Below are 18936 nucleotides of genomic sequence, written 5' to 3'. Positions count from 1 at the left end.
TCAACTGCGATGTCGCTGTGCAGGAATAGAGCCGCTCGCAGCCGGCTTGCTTGTCAAACGGCGTTCAAAAGGGACCCCCGATCGGCGTCGAAGAGGGACCCCCTTTTCAGATAATATGATGCTGGTTTGTTGAAGATGGCCTTGCGCTGCGTGCGGCGGAGGGCGGGCGTAGCCCGACCGGAGGCGCGCGCAGCGCAAGATAGATTTTTGAAGGCGCCGAAGGTGGCTGTCAGCTGCGGTTTTTGAAGCGCCAGCTGTCGTTGCCCGTCTCGACGATATCGCAGTGGTGGGTGACGCGGTCGAGCAGCGCCGTGGTCATCTTGGGATCGCCGAACACGGTCGGCCATTCGCCGAAGGCGAGGTTCGTGGTGATGATGACGCTGGTCCGCTCATAAAGCTTGCTGATGAGGTGGAACAGCAACTGCCCTCCCGAGCGGGCGAACGGCAGATAACCGAGCTCGTCGAGAACGATCAGGTCGAGCCGCGACAGCTGCGCCGCCAGGGTCCCGCCTTTGCCGATCCGGGTCTCCTCTTCGAGGCGTGTCACCAGACCACGCTGACCACGGCACGGACTGATGAACTCGCCATCATTGATCAGGTTCTGCAGGGCGAGATCCACCTGCCCCCCCATGCATGCACCGTTGTTCAGGTCCAAGCCCTGCCGCGCCTGTCGAACGGCAAATATGATTTTAAGGCGATGGACGGTCTCGCGCCATCCCGCGAAAAAGCGCCGTCATTCGAGGCGATGTTCGAAGGGTTCAACAACGAACCGTTCAGCCTCCGTAAGCTAACCGCCTTCCTGGGCCTCGCCTCGCGACGGATTGCGCACCATTGCGCGGACATTCTCCTTCTCGACGTCGCGGCCACCAGCATCTTCGAAATCTTCGAGGAGTTTGGCACGGAGAGCCCAGATAGGATCGGGCGAGAGACAAGGTTTATCGACATCTCAACGGACTCGCTCTCGTTCGTTAATGCCAGCATCGCACTGGAAGGATATCTCGGCTTCATCCCCCCGCGCTGGGATCAACTCTCGCTTGCCGAACTGGAGGAACTCAAACATGTCGCCCATGTTTAAGACGCGGCGCATGGAGGCAGGAGTCGTCCTGCGTGCGGCGGCGATATCCCTCGTGGCGCTGAACCATGCCAACCCCGATATCGACCAGGTTTTGGGATTTAACTTCTCGGGTGGCATGAGCGTCCTGATGGCGCTCTCCGGCTATTTTTTTGCGAAGTTCGTGCTTGACGCTCCCTCGCTCCCACAGATGCGGCATCGATTGATCGGCTTCGGGCGATCCATCCTGCTACCCAGCTTCTTCATGGTCTTATTCTTCTTCATCATCTTACGTAAATTCGATGTTTTAGAATTATTGTTTATCCGAAACCTCTTCACGGACGGTCGAATATCCAAGTTTCCGACCTGGTATCCGCAGGTCATGATGCAGATCCTGATCGTCGTCTACATCCTGTCCTACATCGGTCTCATCCGGAATTTCGGTCGGAAGCTACTCCCTTATTCCGTCGTTTTGCTGTTTGTCGCATCCGTGTTGCTACGATTTTATCTGGACAACTATTCAGATGGTCTGGACCATCCTACACTGCCCTACTCCCGGTTCTGGAATTTTTGCCTCGGCTGGTGCTTCTACTTCTTTGCCGATCCCTCAAGGACTCCGAAAGGAAACAGGGTCGCGATGGCTGCCCTGGCGATTGCCAGCAGCTTCCTCGTTTACGGGGCCGCCAAACTACCTGCCTACTGCCTCATTGCGGGGACCCTTATTTTCCTCTTTGTAAGGGACATCGCAGTCCCCGCCATCCTGCACAAGCTCATCACGATCGTCGCCATGGCAAACCTCCATATCTTTCTCTGGCACCGCTTCTTCTTCGAGATTTACGAGGACATCATGCATGTCACCGCCCAAGGTGGGTTCGGCATGTGGCTATTCGGAATGTCGGCAAGCGTCGTTCTGTGGATTGGGTGGGAGGCGGCAGTCCGAACGGCGAGGGAGTTCGCATTGGCATCAACCTCCCTGAAATCGAAAGTTATTCCTTCCGTCCGAAGCCATACTCTCCCGGCAAGCTAGGGCAGGAATTAAGTGAAATGCGACCAAATTTAACAAATGATTGCTGAGATGTTTTTCTTTTGATACAAAGAACATGAATGCACCTTGGCAGAAGGTACGCGTCTCATGACAGACGGGAATTTTGATGTACCTGTTACAGGAACGCCCGTCATTCTATACGAGCTAAATGAGGTATCCTGGCAAGTTGTTGATTGGTACATTGGAAGAAATCCTCATGGGAACTTCGCGAATATTTTAGGCATGTCGAGATCCTACACCACTGTTACGACAGATGTGGGGGAACTTCATCCCTGGGTAACGTGGCCGACATTGCATCGGGGGGTGGACAATCGCAGCCATGGAATTGAGTTCCTTAATCAGGATCTGACGAGAGCGAGCGAATTCCCGCCTGTGTGGGAGACCGCCGCCAAAGCCGGGAAGCGGGTCGGTGTTTTTGCAAGCCTGCAATCCTATCCTCCCCCGCCCGACGACGCGTACGCCTTCTACATCCCCGACACTTTCGCGCCGCAGCCGGGCACGATCCCGCCCGAATGCAGGCCGTTCCAGATGCTCAACCTTCGCCAGACAGCACTGGATGGGGGGATCGTCTCCGACGTGAAACCGAGCAGAGAGCTCGCAACACTGATGCTCGGCCTGGTTCGGATCGGCTTGTCTTTGTCGACCGTTCTCGCTCTCGCGCGGCAGGTCATTCTTGAAAAGATCAATCCACTTTACAAGTCGCGTCGCTCGATCATGCAGGCGCCGATCGCCTTTGATGTCTTTAAGCATCTTCTGCATCGGACCAAACCGGAGTTCACGACGTTCTTCACCAATCATGTCGCGGGCATGATGCATCGATATTGGAAGCATGCTTTCCCGGAGGAATTCCAATACACTTTGACCTCCGATGAAGACAGGTTGAAGGCGAAGAATATACAGCGGGCGATGGATGTCGCGGATTATCAGCTAGGTTATCTGCTTGACTATATCACCCGGACTGATGGAACCTTGATCGTCGCGAGCAGCATGGGACAGGAAGCCGTTTTCCGCTCCGGCGGCGATCAGGCCCGCATCATCGACGTTCCAGCCTTCGTCCGGGCAATCGGGTTTAGCGGAGATTATCGTTCGAACCTCGCAATGCACCCGGATTTCAATTTCGAGTTCGACACGCCGGAGGATGCGGGGCGTTTCGCGTCGCTGGTGGAAGCTGCGACATTCGCCGGAGGAAGACGCCTCTGTTACAAGGTCAACCTTGTAAACAGGACCCTGAATTTCGGATTGGCGCAGCCGCCGGAAGGCATGGACAATTATGTGGAACGCCCCTCCGGCGGCGGCGTGAAGGAGAGGATTTCCTTTGCGGAGGCCGGGATCAAGCGATTCAAGCGCGACGTCGGCACGGGATATCACCAGCCCCGCGGCATCCTCCTTTGGCACCGGCCGGGAGAGGCGAGCGACGCTTCGAGGGAAGTCATCCAGAGTACTGCTGTGCGGGCCATGATCCTTTCCGCTCTCGGCATCGCTGTGGAGCCAAAGTCTCCGCTTCCCTCCGATAGAAACCCCACCCGCAACGAGGCCGAACAAGTGGATGCGTCCTGACCGTCCGCTCTGACAATGAGATGCGATGTGGATGTCATCATTGGTCCTTGCATCTTGTCAGCCGACCATGGGACGGTCTCAACGCTGGAAGCCGCATGGTCCCGGATCCACGGTTCATACGAAAATGTCGAACAGCGATAAGGGCAGCGGCGCTATACGGCCTGCGCGCTGCGGGTAATGCACCCAGCTTGCGCGCCATGGCTTAGCGCTCCAAATGGCTTTCAACCGGAAGTCCAGCGCACGATGTCCGCCTTCTCTATCTCCAAGGCATCAGGCAGGATCCGTGGATCGGTGATGGTCAATTTATTTCGATACCGTGATGATATGACTCTTAGAACCGCCTTCCGCGCGTGAAGGTGCCTCCGACCGTGCGTTCAGCGGGGCTGTTCATCAGCCAGTCCGCACACTGATAAAAAGGGGCTTGGCAAAGGGCGAGATCGCGATGTGCAAGTCGGCACCGCCGTCTACGCATCAGGCTTCATCCATCGCAGGTCTGCGACCGTAGTCACTCAGACGTCATGGTCCCGGTCTAACGGCGCACCGCGGTGCAGCGTAAATGCGCGCGCCATTTCCCTTCAGATTTCGCATTCTGAGGAGTGCATCGTGCGTACCACCGTCAGAGCTCGCTATGAGCTGGCCCAGGAAGATGACATCCGCGATGGGTTGACCCGCTTTGTCGCCCGGCGACTGCGCAATGGCAATGACGAAGAAGATATCGTGCAGGAGACATATCTGCGCATCTACCGGTACCGGCAGACCGGCACGATCGCCAATCTCAAGGCTTTTTGTTTTTCTGTCGCGCAGAACCTGATCAACGATCATTTCCGCCGTCTTTCGCGCATGCCTGCCACTTGCCCCATAGAGGAAGATTTTATCTGCCCCATGCCGCGCATTGATGAGGCCTTGCTTCATCGCGAGCGGGTGGAGGCGATCGTCGCCATCCTGAAGAACATGCCGCCGCTCAGACGGGAAATCTTCCTCCGCCGTCGACTGGACGATCATCCACCCGCGGTTATCGCCACCGACCTAGACATGCGGCAATCGGCGGTGGAAAAGCATGTCTTCCGTGCGCACAGCGACATAAGACAGGGTCTCGCCAAGCGGAAACTGACCGGTTGGAGCAGGATCTAGCCATGCGTGACGACAGCCTATCGCGAAGCGACGCCCCCATCGATGAATTGGCGCTCAAGGAAGCGCTAACGCGCGTCCATGACGGCGGGCGCCTGTCCAATGATGATATCCGCAAGATGCGCGCCAGCCGGAAGGCAGCCATAGCGGGCGGCCTCGGCGCGGTCGTTCTGGCCATCACCGGCCTCACCATCTTTCGGTCGCCGGTCAATACGGCCGCGGAGTTCAGCACGAAGCCCGGAGAGCGGCGTGACGTCCGGCTGGAAGACGGGTCGTTCGTGCAACTCAGCGGCGCAAGCCATCTGACTGTCACCATAACGAGCCGGGGCCGCTACGCCCGTCTGATCGCAGGGGAAGCGCGGTTCGACATCGCGCACGATGCCAGCCGCCCCTTCATCGCCCATGCCGGCCGAGCCGAGGCGCAGGTGCTGGGACGGTGTTCGACCTTAACGTAACATCCGCCAGCACCAGTCTCGCCGTGGCGCGCGGAGCGGTTCTGTTGAAGCCGGTCGGGTCGCCCCAGGCGGTCACTGTGCGTGCCGGTTGGCAGAGCCTCGTCCACGACACCACCGTCGACCGCCCCAAGCCGTTCGACGCCTCCCGTCCCGACTGGCGGGAAGGATGGATCGATACTGACGGCATGACGCTCGGCACGCTGGTCGAAATTCTGAACCGGCAGGGCGGGATCGTCATCAGTGCTCCGCCAGCGGCGCTGGCGGCGATCCCGATCATGGGGCGCTTTCGAACGGATCGGCCGGCCGCACTCCTCTCCGTCATCGGCAAGGCGAACGGCTTCGATGTACGGGCCGATCAGGGAATCTTGCGCTTCCACAAGGCATTATAAGAAAATTCTGCCTGCCAGACTATGGGCTGAAAAAACAGTGTCCGGCTTTGGCGATCCCCGCGTCTTTCGAAGGAGAGCACATGATGGTGCTCGCAAGGGGATACGACATGGGGTCTCACATTTCTCACCGTGCATTGCACGTCGCCATCGCCATTGCCGCCACGGCGGCGCCCTGTTCAGCGCATGCGGAAGCGGGGAGCTTTGCCAAAAGCTTCCAGTTCGCCATTCCGCCCGGAAATCTGTCCGCCGCCCTGTCGGCGTTTTCCGCAACGACCGGGCTTCAGGTCGTCGCCTCGTCCGGGGACGTCGGCTCCCATATGAGCGCCGGCATATCGGGCAAGTACAAGGCGTCCGATGCCATCGCCCGCCTCCTCGCCAAGTCGGGCTACACCGCCAGCCTGGTCGGCGACATGGTCGTTCTGCAGCAGGCCACGGCGTCGCCGCGCGCGATGCCGATCGCCCTGCAGAGCGCCGGCGGCGCCGGCACGTCCCGCCCCGACGCTGACGAGAGCGAAGCGGCGGAAGGCGATCGGGACATCATCGTCACGGCGGAGCGTCGCGAGCAGCGCCTGGTCGACGTCCCCGTCGCCCTGTCGGCCTTCGGCGGCGAGCAGCTCCGCAATCGCGGCGCCGACCGCCTTGTCGACCTGGCGAGCCAGACGCCCGGCGTCCTCGCCACGGTGCAGGTGTCGGGTGGTGACATGCCGACCTTCACCATCCGCGGCGTTGGCTTTGACGATTTGCGCCCCAACGGCAATCCTGCAACTTCGCTCAACATCGACGGCATCTACCAGGGGTCGGCCATCCTCGCGACCGGCCAATTTTTCGATATCGAGCGGGTGGAGATCCTGAAGGGGCCGCAGGGAACCCTCTATGGACAGAATTCGACCGCAGGTGCGATCAACATCCTGTCCCGCCGTCCGGGCGACAAGCTGAACGGCTATGTCAGCACCGAACTGGCGACCTTCGGCACGGCCCGCATGGAGGGCGCGGTCGGCGGCCCGATCTCGCCGATCGTCAGCGCCCGTATCGCCGCGCTATACACCAGGACGGACGGCTACATGACGGACATCGGCAATGCCAATGCCGTCGCGACCTTCAGGCCGCCTGCCGGCATCCCGCCGCTGCCCGTTACCGGCATGAACCGTGACGTCGCACGATCCGAAAGCATCGCCGGCCGCGCCATCATAGAGATCAACCCGTCCGACCGGACCGAAATATTCCTGAAGGTCAACGGTACGAAGCAGACCGGCGGGGCATTGCAGCCCAGCCGCAACGTCACCCAGAACGGCTTCGCCCCGAACGCGCGATATGAAGTCGATTCGGACGTGCCGACAAAGCTGAACGTTTCCGGCTATGGTATCACCGGCAGTCTGCAGCAGAGCGTCGGTGACGATTACACCTTCGTCCTGACAGGCGGATACAGCCATGTCTCGCACCTCGCGATCTACAATGGGGACGGGGTGCCTATCCGTTTGATCAATATCCTCTACGGCGACAAAGACGATCAGGAATATGCCGAGATTCGGTTCCAGAAGAACGACACGTCGCGGTTCAGCTGGATCGTGGGCGCGACGGCATTTCACGACGACGTTCGCATCGACCAGACCTTTACGATGCTCGACACGACGCGCGGCATCATCCAGGGCGATTACACGCAAAAGCGGACAAGCTTCGGCGTCTTCGGGGATGGAACCTGGGCGTTCGACTCCGGATTCAAGATCGGCGGCGGCCTCCGCTACACGCATGACAAGGTCGACTTCAATGGCCTGACGCAGGGCCTCGATCCCTATGGCGTATCGCTTCTCCCGGCCATCTTCCCGCTTTTGCCCTATAAGTTCGATCGTAACATCCGAAAGTCCCAGGTGTCCGGCCGTATCTACGGCAGCAAGAATTTCGGCCCTTCCTCGTCGATCTATGCGTCCATCAGGCGCGGGTATAAGGGCGGTGGCTTCGATGCCACCACGCCCAGCAACGACCTCGAATCCGCGCCGTTCGGTGCCGAGACGGTCTGGTCCTATGAGCTGGGCTTCAAGATCCTTCCCCGCCGTGCCTTCCTTCAGCTTGAAGGTGCGATCTTCTTCAACGACTACAAGGATATTCAGACGACGGCGGTCACGCAGATCACCACTGCCGCGGGCGTCCTGTCCGGCGGCACGCGTGTCAATGCGGGCGACGCCCAGAGCTGGGGCGCGGAACTGTCCGCGACCATCAGGCCGACCGACGATCTGAAGCTGGAAATCTCCGGCGCCTATCTCGGCAATGAGATCAAGAAGGTCATCTCGACCAATCCCGTCGAACGCCTGCGTCGTGCGGATGCGCGGCTTCCGTTCACACCGGGCGTTAGCCTGAACGGTGCTTTCGAATATACCATCCATGCCTCGGATACGATGGATGTCATCCTCGCGTCCGACGGTCAGTATCTGTCCAAATATTATTTCGACATCGACAACTTCGCCGTGACCAAGTCGCGCTTCATAGGCAATGCGCGCGTAGAACTACGGTATCAGAACAATATCTCCGCCACGGCCTGGGTCCGCAACCTGACCGACACATACTATCCGCTCTCCCGATTCAACTCCGCCACGACCAGCACCGACCTCCCGGCGGCCCCGCGCACCTATGGCATCACGCTTGGATACAAGTTCTGAACCCAGCGCAATGTGGGTGCGGTGAATCTGATTTCACGACCGATATCAAAGCCCATTCATCAAACACCACCTTCATCAGGAGATCTTATGGTTAAGCATAGAAACTTCCGCGCAATGGTTTCCGCTCTCGCTATGCTCGCAGGGCTGTTCACCGCCGGAGAAGCTTCCGCCGAGTTCGTGACGCAATCCGATCAGCGGCCGCCGTCGCCCGCGCGTCTGATCTTCCCCGATACGAAGGACGGACATCATATTTTCGCCGGCGACCTGCACCTGCACACCGTATTCTCGGACGGCTCGGCCTGGCCGACGCTTCGCCTCGCAGAAGCGGCGCATGACGGGCTTAAGTTCGTGTCCTTCACGGAACATGACATCATCACGCCAAAGATCCGCGACACCGGCACCAACAAGAACCGCAGCTATGAAATCGGCCGCGCGTTCATCTCTTCGGGCATGCTTGGCCTCGGCGGCATGAAACTCTCGCTCGGGTCGGAGATCACGCGCGCGATCGGGCATTTCAATTGTCACTTCCTCAAGGATGCAAATGCGCTGAACCCGGGGAAAGTCCATTACAGCACCTTCAAGCAGACGGGCGGGCAGCTCCGGGTCGACTGGAACCGGACCAGCGCGGACGAGAAAGATCTGGAAGCACGGTTCCGCGAAGCGAAGCGGCAGGGCGCCATCTGCCAGTGGAATCATCCGACCATCCCCTCCTCCTCCCCTGGTGAGGCAGTGGTGACGCCGTTCCTCGAACGGATGTTTTCAGAGGGTCTGCTGTCGGGGATTGAGGTTGCGCAAAGCGATTTCATCCACCCCAGCGCGATGGACGTGGCCCTGAAATATAACCTCTATATCGCGGCGACTACGGACGCTCATCTCGGGACCGCGTTGGAGCAGGAGGCGGCGGGGATGGATCACCGCGTCGCCACCCTGTTCCTGACGCAGGGAGAGGATGAAGCGGCCTTCAAGGATGCGCTGGAAAAGCGTCGTACGGTCGGCCTCTTCCGCGACACTTTCTTCGGCACGCGCGAGAATGTTCAAACGGTGATGAACGCGGTCCTGAAGATGTCGTTCACCAAATATTCGCCGTCAGAGTTTCTGATCGGAAACTCAGGCGAGATGGAGATCGCGAATGCTGGCCCGATCGACGTCGAGCTTGAGATCGTTCAGCCGGACTTTCGCCTGCTGAACTATCCGCGCTTCGTGAAGATACCGCATGGATCGAAAGTCACGCTGAAGGCGCTGCGCATCGACGGCCCGAACTTCAAAGGCCTGAAAGTCCGCGTGATCAATTCGCTTGTGACATCGCGTGACCAGCTGGAATTTTTCCTGGAGGCGCAGCCGTTCGATCTGAACGCCATCACCGGCAAGGGTACGCTGAGCAACATCCCCGACGATCTCGACGGCTGGATGTAAGACGGCTGAATGTTCGGCGGCCATGGGTCTTCGGATCCATGGCCGTTTGCATGTCATGCAAGCTCGCGCACCGCTTGCTGCCTCTTCTCATGCCGCGCAAACTCGCCGAGGGCATCCGCAAGAGACGGCAGGTGCGCCCCGCGCCCCGTCGCGAGCGGTACGCGGGAGGGGCGTGGCGCCATTTGGTTCAGGCGGGCGCCCGGCACGGCGCGGATCAGATGCCGGGGCAGGTTCAGGCTGTCCGCGACGGCTTCCGCGAACTCTGCCCATGATAGCTCCGTCTCATTGGTGAGGTGCCAGAGGCCCTGCTCACCGTCGATCAGGAGGTCGAGCGCGACCCTGACGAGATGCGGCACATAGGTCGGCGTGATCCGCTGGTCCGCCGCGGCCTCGAACGGCTGCCCCGCCGTCAGGGCGCGAGCGACCGCGACGGCAAAGTTGAACTCGTCATGGGGAGAGAAGAAGGCTGCGGTGCGAACGATGAGATGCGTCCCCGCCAGGGCGAGAAGTCCCTCCTCCATGCGCGCCTTGCTCTCGCCATAGACGTTGCGCGGGTCGGGCGCGTCGGTTTCGACATAGGCCCCTTCCGCCTTGCCCCCGAAGACGAGGTCGCTTGAGACATTGAGGGTGGCAAGCCCCCGCTCCTCCGCCATCCGCGCAAGGCGGACCGGGCCGTCGCTGTTCGCCGCAAAACAACGGGCGGCATGGCTTTCCGCCTCGTCGACCCGTACCCAGCCGGCGGCGTTCACCACTGCCCAGGGATCGTGCCGGTCCAGCGCAGCCCCGATGCTGGCCTCGCTGGTGATGTCGAGCGCGTGCCGCGCCGTCAGCACATGCGGTATGTTGCGGAGCGTACAGGCCCGCGCGAACGCTTGCCCCAGGGTTCCTGTCGCGCCCATGATCAGGAGGGGCCGACCCATGGGCGCACGCTCCCTGCAACTGTCCGCCCGGTGCTGCACGGCCGGGGCAGGACGGCGGACGGCGGGATATTCAAGCCGGATCGGCCGACGCCACCAGCCCGGCTGCGCTGCAAGCGGATGCCGTGCAGCGCCAGTGGCCAGAGCCGTGCCGAGCGCTGCGAGAGCGGTCGCGCGCGGCGTTCCGCTACTGACGTCGAATATGCCCGGCTCATAGATGCCGGGGGCGGTCAGCAGCGTGTTCCATCCGCTACTGCCGAGCAGCGACCAGAGCGTGATCGCTCGCACGTCCACGCCCTCATTGCGCAGATCCTCGGCGCAATCCCACGCCTCCGCCAGCCAGCGCAGCTGCTCCTCGCGCGTGCAGCCATTATGGACTTCGGTGACCGCGATCGGGGTCGCATAGCGGTCCCACGCCTCCTCTATCACGCCCCTCAGACCGGGCGGGGGCGGCTCCAGCACCCGGATCGCCTCGACATCGGCATAGCGCTGCCCGTCATTGCCGCCATGCGCATGGGCGGGATAGCGCTGCATGCGATGGTCGAGGAACCGCTCGCTGGTCAGATAATGGTTGATGCCGATGATGTCTGGCGGACAGGGATCGGCCGCAATGGCCTCCAGCCTGTGCTCCAGCCCGTGCGCGGCCATGCGCCGCCACAGCGGATGACCGCGCCGTACGCGCCCGAACAGCAGGTCCCATGTCGCCCAGCGCCGGATATTCTCGAACGCAGCCTGCTCGCGCAACTCGGCAGTGGCGAAGGTGCGGCCGAGATCCTCCGTCTGAACGAGCCGCGCGGCGGGATTGACCCTGCGAATGGCCTGCATCGCGAGCCGGGTTCCGTCGATCTGGTTGAGGAGCGCGCGCCAGAACGCGCCCTCGTCGCGGACATGCGGATACCAATGGCCATAAAGCGCCGAAAAGCGCGCCGTGGTGAGCGGCTCATTGACCGGCGTCCACTGGTTGATCCAGGAATAGCGCTCCGCAACGCGGGCCGCGAAATCAGCGAGACCCCGCGCGAAACCGTCATCGTCGAGGAGATGCGTGTAGGAGGGACCGCTGCCGTGATGGACAAGCCCGGCAATGACGTCGATGCCATGTGCGCGCAGCCGGTCGATCCGCGCATCCACGCCCTGCCAGAGATGCTGTCCGGGCCGATCAGGCGCAATGCATTCCCATAATATAGGATAACGGATCGTCGTTATGCCGATGTCGGCAAATAGATTCAGATCGTCGATCCGATCATAGTGGCCGCATCGCTCGAACTGATCCTGATATGTATCCCGAACCCTGTTGATGGTGCACTCCGGCCCACCCCATAATTCCAGATGCCTCTTCATCGTACATATCTCCCAGACCTTCGCCAGAACGACTGACATGGATCAGGTTTCCGCTCTCGACTTGATATCTTGTGTTATCTCTTTGAACTTGGGCCGGTTTGTACAGGAACCGGAGCGATGAACGGCGTGTTGCCGATGTTCATCATTCAGCAAGGTTCCAGACATGAGCGGCATTCCAAGCGACGTCGACGCCATCAACCCCGACAGCCCGACGGAGGGCGGCGGCACGCTCATCTGCTTCAGTCACCTGCGCTGGAACTTCGTCTATCAGCGGCCGCAACATCTGATGAGCCGCTTCGCCCGGGACCGGAAGGTCATCGTTTGGGAAGAGCCGATCCACGATGCGCCAAGTGCGACGTTGGACACCCATGTCTGCGACTGTTCCGGCGTCACCATCCTCACCCCGCACCTCCCCGCCGGCCTCAGCCGGCATGAGGAGACGGAAACATTGCGCGCCCTGCTCGACGGCGCGATCACCCGCGATCCGGCGCGACCGCTCATCTGCTGGTACTATACGCCGATGATGCTGCCCTTCTCCGACCATCTGGCGGCGGACTGCATCGTCTATGACTGCATGGACGAGCTGGCGAACTTCAAGGGCGCGCCGTCAGAGCTTCTCCCGCTTGAGCAGCGGCTGCTCGACAGCTGCGACCTCGTCTTCACCGGCGGGCACAGTCTCTACGAGGCAAAGGCCGCGCGCCATCCTTCGGTCCATGCCTTTCCATCCAGCGTCGACGCCACCCACTTCTCGACCGCCCGCGCCGCTGGTCCGGAGCCGGAGGATCAGGCGGAGCTCCCCTCCCCGCGCCTCGGTTTTTATGGCGTCGTGGACGAACGGATGGACCTCGCGCTGCTGGAAGGTTTGGCGGACGCGCGGCCCGAATGGTCCATCGTCATCGTGGGGCCAGTGGTGAAGATCAGCGACGCCGACCTGCCCCGCCGCCCCAACCTCCATTATCTGGGCGGCAAGGGCTATGCCGAACTGCCCGACTATCTACGCGGCTGGGACGTCGCCCTGATGCCCTTCGCCATCAACGAGGCGACACGCTTCATCAGTCCCACGAAGACACCCGAATATCTCGCCGCGGGCTGCCCCGTCGTCTCTACCCCGGTGCGTGACGTCGTGCGCGGCTATGGCGATGTCGAGGCGGTGCGCATCGCGGACGGGCGGGACGCTTTCGTCGCCGCCTGCGACGCGGCGCTTACCCTCTCCCGCACAAACGGCTGGCTGGCCGCCGTCGACGCGCGGCTCGCAGGGGAGAGCTGGGATCTCACGCAATGCGCGATGAGCAACCTCATTGACGAAGCGGTGCAACGCAGCAGCCACGTCTATCCCGTGGTGTCGCCTATTGGCGCAGACGGAGACCGCCCGCAATCCTATGACGTCATGGTCGTCGGGGCAGGCTTTGCCGGCGCGATCATGGCGGAACGGCTCGCACGCGACGCGGGCAAGCGGGTGCTGGTCGTGGACAAGCGGCCGCACGTCGCCGGCAACGCCTATGACCGACTGGACGATGCCGGCATCCTCATCCACCAATATGGCCCCCATATCTTCCACACCAATTCGGCCGACATCTTCGAGTATCTCTCGCAGTTCACCGAATGGCGTGGCTATGAGCACCGCGTGCTCGCGGCTGTCGGCGACCGCCTGGTACCGATGCCAATCAACCGCACGACGGTGAACAGCCTCTACCATCTTGATCTGCGGACGGAGGAGGAGGCCGCCGCCTTCCTGGCCTCCCGCGCAGAGCCCGTGGATATCGTCCGCACGTCGGAGGATGTCGTCATCTCGGCGGTGGGACGCGAACTCTACGAGACTTTCTTCCAGGGTTACACCCGCAAGCAATGGGGAATGGACCCGTCGGAACTGGACAAGTCGGTGACCTCACGCGTGCCGACGCGAACCAACACCGACGACCGTTATTTCACCGACACCTACCAGGCCATGCCGAGAGACGGCTTCACCCATATGTTCGAACGGATGCTCGACCATCCGAACATCGACCTGCTGCTCGGCGTCGATTTTACCGAAGTGCGGCAGGCCTATCCGCATCAGCACCTCGTCTTCACGGGACCCATCGACGAATATTTCGGCTATTGCTACGGCAAGCTTCCCTACCGCTCCCTGCACTTCCGGCACGAAACGGTGGATCAGGAACAATTTCAGCCCGTGGCCGTGGTGAACTATCCGTCAGAGGACGTTCCGCACACCCGCATTACCGAATATAAGCATTTGACCGGCCAGACCGCGCCGCGCACCAGCATCACCTATGAATATCCGAGCGGTGAGGGCGATCCCTACTATCCCATTCCACGCGCCGAGAACCAGGCGCTGTTCAAGCGCTACGAAGCGCTGGCGCTCGCCCAGCCCGATGTGAGCTTTGTCGGCCGGCTGGCGACCTATCGCTATTATAACATGGATCAGGTGGCCGGTCAGGCGCTTGCTACCTATCGCCGCCTGAAGCAGCGCTGGGATGCCGACCGCCAGCCCGCAGCCACCGGCGCGCGCGCCGGAACGACCGTCGTTGCCGACGCATGATATTGATCCGGCTCCCTTTTCCGTCTCGCGCGTTGTGAGCCGGACCTTTCACGAGCCAGATGGACGTCACGCGTGCTGGAACCGCAGGATGAGGTGTCCGAACGGGAGGTACAGCAGGGCCTGAGGGCCTTGCTGGTCGACGCCTCCTTCGCCACCGCCATAGGCGCCCTTAACAGCGGCGTGGTGCTCCTTGCGCTCGCGCTGCATGTCGGCGTGAGTACGGTCCAGATCGGCATATTGGCCGCCATCCCCCTGTTCACCCAGATCTTGCAGGCACCCGCAGTTTCGCTGGTGGAGCGGTTGCGCACGCGCCGCCGCATCTCCGTCATCAGTGTTTTTCTCGCGCGGCTCGCCCTGCCCATCTACGCCGTCGTGCCGTTCATCCCCGACCGTAATGTCGCCGCCGCATCCCTGATGGCGGCGGCCCTGTTGCACTACGGCCTCAACGCGGTGGGTGCGTGTAGCTGGAACAGCTGGATGCGCGACCTCGTGCCGGAGGAGGAGCTTGGGCGTTTCTTTGCCCGGCGGACCCTGTTCGGCACGGCGGTTAGCGCGGTCGCTACTATTGTCGGAGCCTACGCGCTCCAGCAGGCTGGGACGGACCGGGCTTTCGGCAACAGCATCTTCTGCGGCCTCTACCTTTTCGGCTTCGCTTGCGGTCTCGTCAGCACGGTCGCGCTCGCCCGCGTGCCGGAGCCACGTATGCCCCCCGGCAGTGACGATGTGCCGATCCGGCGGTTGCTGACCGGGCCGCTGCGCGACAGGAACTTCCGGCAGATGCTGCGCTATCTTGCAAGCTGGCAATTCGCCGTGAACCTCGCAACGCCGTTCTTCACCGTCTATTTCGTGCGCGAACTCGGCTTCGGCATGGGGTTCGTGCTGATCTTCAGCTTCATCAGCCAGATCGCGAACCTCGCCGTCATCCGGGGATGGGGCCGCCTGAGCGATCATTTCTCCAACAAGTCGGTGCTGAGCGTGGCCACGCCACTGTTCATCTTCTCCATCGTCGCCATGGCCTTTGCCAGCGATGTGGACGGCATGACAGCCCGGTCCGCCTATCTCGTCATGCTGCACATCATCATGGGCGCGGCGGCGGCGGGCGTGGGGCTGGCTTCCGGCAATATCGTGCTGAAGCTCAGCCCCGGCGGCGCGGCGACCGGCTATCTCGCCTCCAACGCCATTATCGGCGCAATCGCCGCCGGCATGGCGCCCATCATCGGCGGCTGGGCCAGCGACTTCTTCGCCGCGCGCAAGCTCACCCTTGCCGTGCGATGGACCAGCCCTGAGGGCGCGGCCGAACTCGGCGTCATGTTCACGCACTGGGAATTCTTCTTCCTCGTATCGGCCGTGATTGGCCTCTATGCCCTCCATCGCCTGAGCCTCGTTCAGGAAAGCGGCTTCACCGGCCGCAGGGAGGTGGTGTCCCACATCGTCTACTCTGCCCGCCGCAACCTCGGCAACATCTCCTCAGTGACGGGACTTCGCGAAGCGATGAGCTTCCCCGCCGGTGAACTCATCAAGCTGCGCGAGCGCAAGATGGCGATCATCCAGGGCCTGCAGGAGCGGCTGCGGAGCAGCCTCAGCCTCAGCACCAGGCGGCAAGTCACGGGATGGGTGCTGGAGGCGGGCTATGCGGTGCCCCCGCCTGATCCTTCGCTGGACGATCTGCTCGACAGGATTGCATGACGGAGGGAAGCTGCCCGCCGGCGCGACGTGGCCGAACCCGCATGGCACGGAGGATCGCAGCATGACCGTCACTGACATCGCGACACGCACCTACAACCATAATTTCCGGCTCGACCCTATCGTCCGCAGCCTGCTCGACACGGATTTCTACAAGCTCCTCATGCTCCAGATGATCCGGCACATTCATCCGGATGTGGAGGCGACATTCTCCGTCATCAACCGCACCCGCTCGGTCCGTCTCGCCGACATCATCGACGAGGAGGAGCTGCGCGCCCAGCTCGACCATGCGCGGGAGGTCCGCTTCGCCAAAAAGGAGCTGATATGGCTGACCGGCAACAGCTTCTATGGGCGGCAGCAGATGTTCAGCCCGGAATTCATTGCCTGGCTCGCCGATTTCCGCCTGCCCGACTATCGGCTGCGCAAGGTGGACGGTCAGTATGAACTCTGCTTCGAGGGTCCATGGACGCACACGACCATGTGGGAGATTCCCGCGCTCGCCATCCTCAACGAACTGAAATCGCGCGCGGCCATGCGCAACAAGGGCAGGTTCGCGCTCGACATCCTCTATGCGCGCGCCAAGACCAGGCTGTGGGAGAAGGTGGAGCGGCTGAAGCTGCTGCCCGATCTCGTCCTCTCGGACTTCGGCACCCGGCGGCGGCACGGCTTCCTGTGGCAGCGCTGGTGTGTCGAGGCGCTGAAGGAAGGGTTGAGCGACCGCTTCATCGGCACGTCTAACGTCCTCCTTGCCATGGACAGCGATCTGGAGGCCATCGGCACCAACGCGCATGAATTGCCCATGGTCGCCGCCGCGCTGGCCGGGGACGATGCATCGCTCGCCCGCGCGCCCTATCAGGTGCTGGAGGCGTGGCGACGGCATTATAACGGCAATCTGCTTATAGCCCTGCCCGACGCCTTCGGCACCACCGCCTTTCTGCGCGATGCGCCCGGCTGGCTTGCGGACTGGACCGGCTTCCGCCCCGACAGCGCCCCGCCCATCGAAGGCGGCGAGCAGATCATCCGCTGGTGGCAGGATCAGGGCGTCGATCCGCGCACCAGGCTGCTGATCTTCTCCGACGGCATGGATGTCGATACGATCGAGGCGACATACAGGCACTTCAACGGGCGTGTGCGGACAAGCTTCGGCTGGGGCACCAACCTCACCAATGATTTTCGCGGCTGCGATCCCGACGGTGACGAAGGGCTGGAGCCGATTTCCCTCGTCTGCAAGGTCACAAGCGCGAACGGACGTCCGGCGGTGAAGCTGTCCGACAATCCCGCCAAGGCGACCGGCGATCCCGCCGAGATCGAGCGCTATCTGCGGGTCTTCGGATCCGCTGGCCATGCCCCCTCGCCGGTCGTGGTTTAGCGGCGGATTTCCGTTCGCTGTCTGCGACCGGACGTGGCGCCATCAGGAATGAGGGAGGGCAGCCCCCTCCTTCCTTTTACCCGACGCTTTTCCGTCGGTACCGGAAGTACCAGACCTCAGAGCGAGAACCGGTATATCGACTTGAATTATAATAGGAAAATATGGAATTTTTCCCTTCAGTTTCGGGCATGGTAATCACCGGGCAATCACCATTCACATCGCGCTCGCGCACCATAGTGCGCGGTAGGATCGACTCTGCGCATAAGCTATCGGAAAATGCATCTACACGCGCATGGCGCGACCTCCAAAATCAGAGCGACCATGCCGTCTCCTACGATCGATTTTCGCACCATCCGACCACATCACGGAAGCCAGCATAGCGGTTTTGAGGAGGCGATTTGTCAACTCGCCGCGTTAGAAACCGCTCCTGACGCGCCATTCCACCGTAAGGGCGCTGGGGCTGACGCTGGCCTCGAATGCTACCGCGTCGAGGCAGATGGATCGGAGACTGGCTGGCAGGCGAAGTATTTCTTCGAGTTCGGCAGCAGCGAAGCGTCGCAGCTCACCGAATCGCTAAGCCAAGCGATCGCACGCCACCCCCAGCTTGGGCGCTTCATTGTCGGCTTACCCTTCAACCTATCGGACGGGCGAGTGGGCAATCGGATTTCCGAAAGGGATCGCTGGAACCGCTGGGTGCAAGCTCGCGCCGACGCAATCCTTCCGCGTGTCGTTACGATTGAGCTTTGGGATGAGACCCAGCTCATCGAGCGCTTCTCTCGAAATGAGCCGCAGTACGCGGGTCGACGGCACTATTGGTTCGATCTGCTGCATTTCACGCCCGACTGGTTTCAAACGCGCTTCGCGATCACTCGCAAGGCGCTGGGTACGCGCTACACACCCGAACTCAACATTGAACTCCCGATCCGCCGCGGGCTGCTCGCGATCGCTCGTGATCCTGCCTTCATTGAGAGTTTGACGCGCCTCGCTGATGAACTCGACGAGGCGCGGCATCGCACGACCGATAGCGTTGCGAGGATTCTGGCAAGTGGCCCCGCCGCGACGCAAGCTGCGGACCTGGATGTTCGATTTCGGGCGATCAGCAGTTTGATCCGGACGGCGTCGATCAGCCCAGCCGATCCAGTTCCATTTGATCCGTGGGTAAGGGCTCTCGATGAGGCGAGTGAAACGTTAGGTGTTTGTTCGGCAGCGATCTGGGACTTGCGTACTCAGCAAGGCGGTGATCGCGACGAGGTGCGGCGTGTCCAATTTTTCGTCGAACACCTCTATGAAGCAATCGAGAAGGTCTCCGGGATCATCAAGCGGCCAGTCAGCCGGCTGGCGAACGAACATCGGTTGCTTGTGACCGGTGAGGCGGGGACTGTCAAACGGCGTTCAAAAGGG

The 18936-nt window shown here is 61.5% G+C and carries 12 protein-coding genes and 2 pseudogenes; 12 read left to right on the top strand and 2 right to left on the bottom strand.

The genetic code is table 11. The annotated features are described in order from the left end of the window. Positions 1 to 229: 229 nt before the first annotated feature. Positions 230 to 550, bottom strand: a pseudogene (locus A7X12_RS15650) (ATP-binding protein); the annotation flags it as partial. Between the two features lie 147 nt (positions 551 to 697). Between A7X12_RS15650 and A7X12_RS15645 the strand changes: the two are divergent. The 8 genes from A7X12_RS15645 to A7X12_RS15610 all read left to right on the top strand — a co-directional run bounded on the left by A7X12_RS15645 (position 698) and on the right by A7X12_RS15610 (position 9689). Continuing rightward, positions 698 to 1075, top strand: coding sequence for a hypothetical protein (locus tag A7X12_RS15645; protein ID WP_036527606.1), 378 nt, complete (start codon positions 698 to 700; stop codon positions 1073 to 1075). Beyond that, positions 1059 to 2078, top strand: a complete 1020-nt coding sequence (locus A7X12_RS15640) for an acyltransferase family protein (protein ID WP_036527609.1) — start codon at positions 1059 to 1061, stop codon at positions 2076 to 2078. The genes A7X12_RS15645 and A7X12_RS15640 overlap by 17 nt, the downstream gene beginning before the upstream one ends. Positions 2079 to 2399: 321 nt before the next feature. Continuing rightward, on the top strand, positions 2400 to 3653 hold the full coding sequence (locus tag A7X12_RS15635) for a hypothetical protein (protein WP_036527611.1): 1254 nt from the start codon (positions 2400 to 2402) through the stop codon (positions 3651 to 3653). A 603-nt stretch (positions 3654 to 4256) separates the two neighbouring features. Then, complete coding sequence (locus tag A7X12_RS15630) at positions 4257 to 4784, top strand: RNA polymerase sigma factor (protein WP_198162047.1); 528 nt, start codon at positions 4257 to 4259, stop codon at positions 4782 to 4784. A 2-nt stretch (positions 4785 to 4786) separates the two neighbouring features. Then, the gene (locus tag A7X12_RS15625; RefSeq protein ID WP_036527613.1) at positions 4787 to 5236 is read left to right on the top strand and encodes a FecR domain-containing protein; all 450 of its coding nucleotides are present in this window, start codon (positions 4787 to 4789) and stop codon (positions 5234 to 5236) included. Next, the gene (locus A7X12_RS15620) at positions 5218 to 5625 is read left to right on the top strand and encodes a hypothetical protein (RefSeq protein ID WP_155986352.1); all 408 of its coding nucleotides are present in this window, start codon (positions 5218 to 5220) and stop codon (positions 5623 to 5625) included. Before A7X12_RS15625 ends, A7X12_RS15620 begins: the two co-directional genes overlap by 19 nt. Before the next feature lie 80 nt (positions 5626 to 5705). Then, on the top strand, positions 5706 to 8276 hold the full coding sequence (locus A7X12_RS15615; protein ID WP_081799111.1) for a TonB-dependent receptor: 2571 nt from the start codon (positions 5706 to 5708) through the stop codon (positions 8274 to 8276). 132 nt (positions 8277 to 8408) lie between these two features. Beyond that, complete coding sequence (locus tag A7X12_RS15610) at positions 8409 to 9689, top strand: hypothetical protein (RefSeq protein ID WP_036527620.1); 1281 nt, start codon at positions 8409 to 8411, stop codon at positions 9687 to 9689. 53 nt (positions 9690 to 9742) lie between these two features. Here the strand turns inward: A7X12_RS15610 and A7X12_RS15605 are convergent, their stop codons facing one another. Next, positions 9743 to 11944, bottom strand: a complete 2202-nt coding sequence (locus A7X12_RS15605; protein ID WP_036527622.1) for a family 1 glycosylhydrolase — start codon at positions 11942 to 11944, stop codon at positions 9743 to 9745. A gap of 163 nt (positions 11945 to 12107) precedes the next feature. Between A7X12_RS15605 and glf the strand changes: the two genes are divergently transcribed. The 4 genes and pseudogenes from glf to A7X12_RS25970 all read left to right on the top strand — a co-directional run. Beyond that, positions 12108 to 14483: a UDP-galactopyranose mutase gene (glf, locus tag A7X12_RS15600; protein ID WP_228168186.1), complete on the top strand. Its 2376-nt coding sequence runs from the start codon at positions 12108 to 12110 to the stop codon at positions 14481 to 14483. Positions 14484 to 14555: 72 nt separating this feature from the next. Beyond that, entirely contained in the window at positions 14556 to 16169 is a 1614-nt protein-coding gene (locus tag A7X12_RS15595) for an MFS transporter (protein ID WP_051586982.1), read from the top strand. Positions 16170 to 16230: 61 nt separating this feature from the next. Continuing rightward, on the top strand, positions 16231 to 17535 hold the full coding sequence (pncB, locus tag A7X12_RS15590) for a nicotinate phosphoribosyltransferase (RefSeq protein WP_036527766.1): 1305 nt from the start codon (positions 16231 to 16233) through the stop codon (positions 17533 to 17535). Positions 17536 to 17856: 321 nt separating this feature from the next. Next, positions 17857 to 18936, top strand: a pseudogene (locus A7X12_RS25970) (hypothetical protein); the annotation flags it as partial.

This window comes from Sphingomonas sp. TDK1 (assembly GCF_001650735.1).
Lineage (GTDB): Bacteria > Pseudomonadota > Alphaproteobacteria > Sphingomonadales > Sphingomonadaceae > Sphingomonas.
This window is presented reverse-complemented; position numbering and strand designations above follow the sequence as displayed.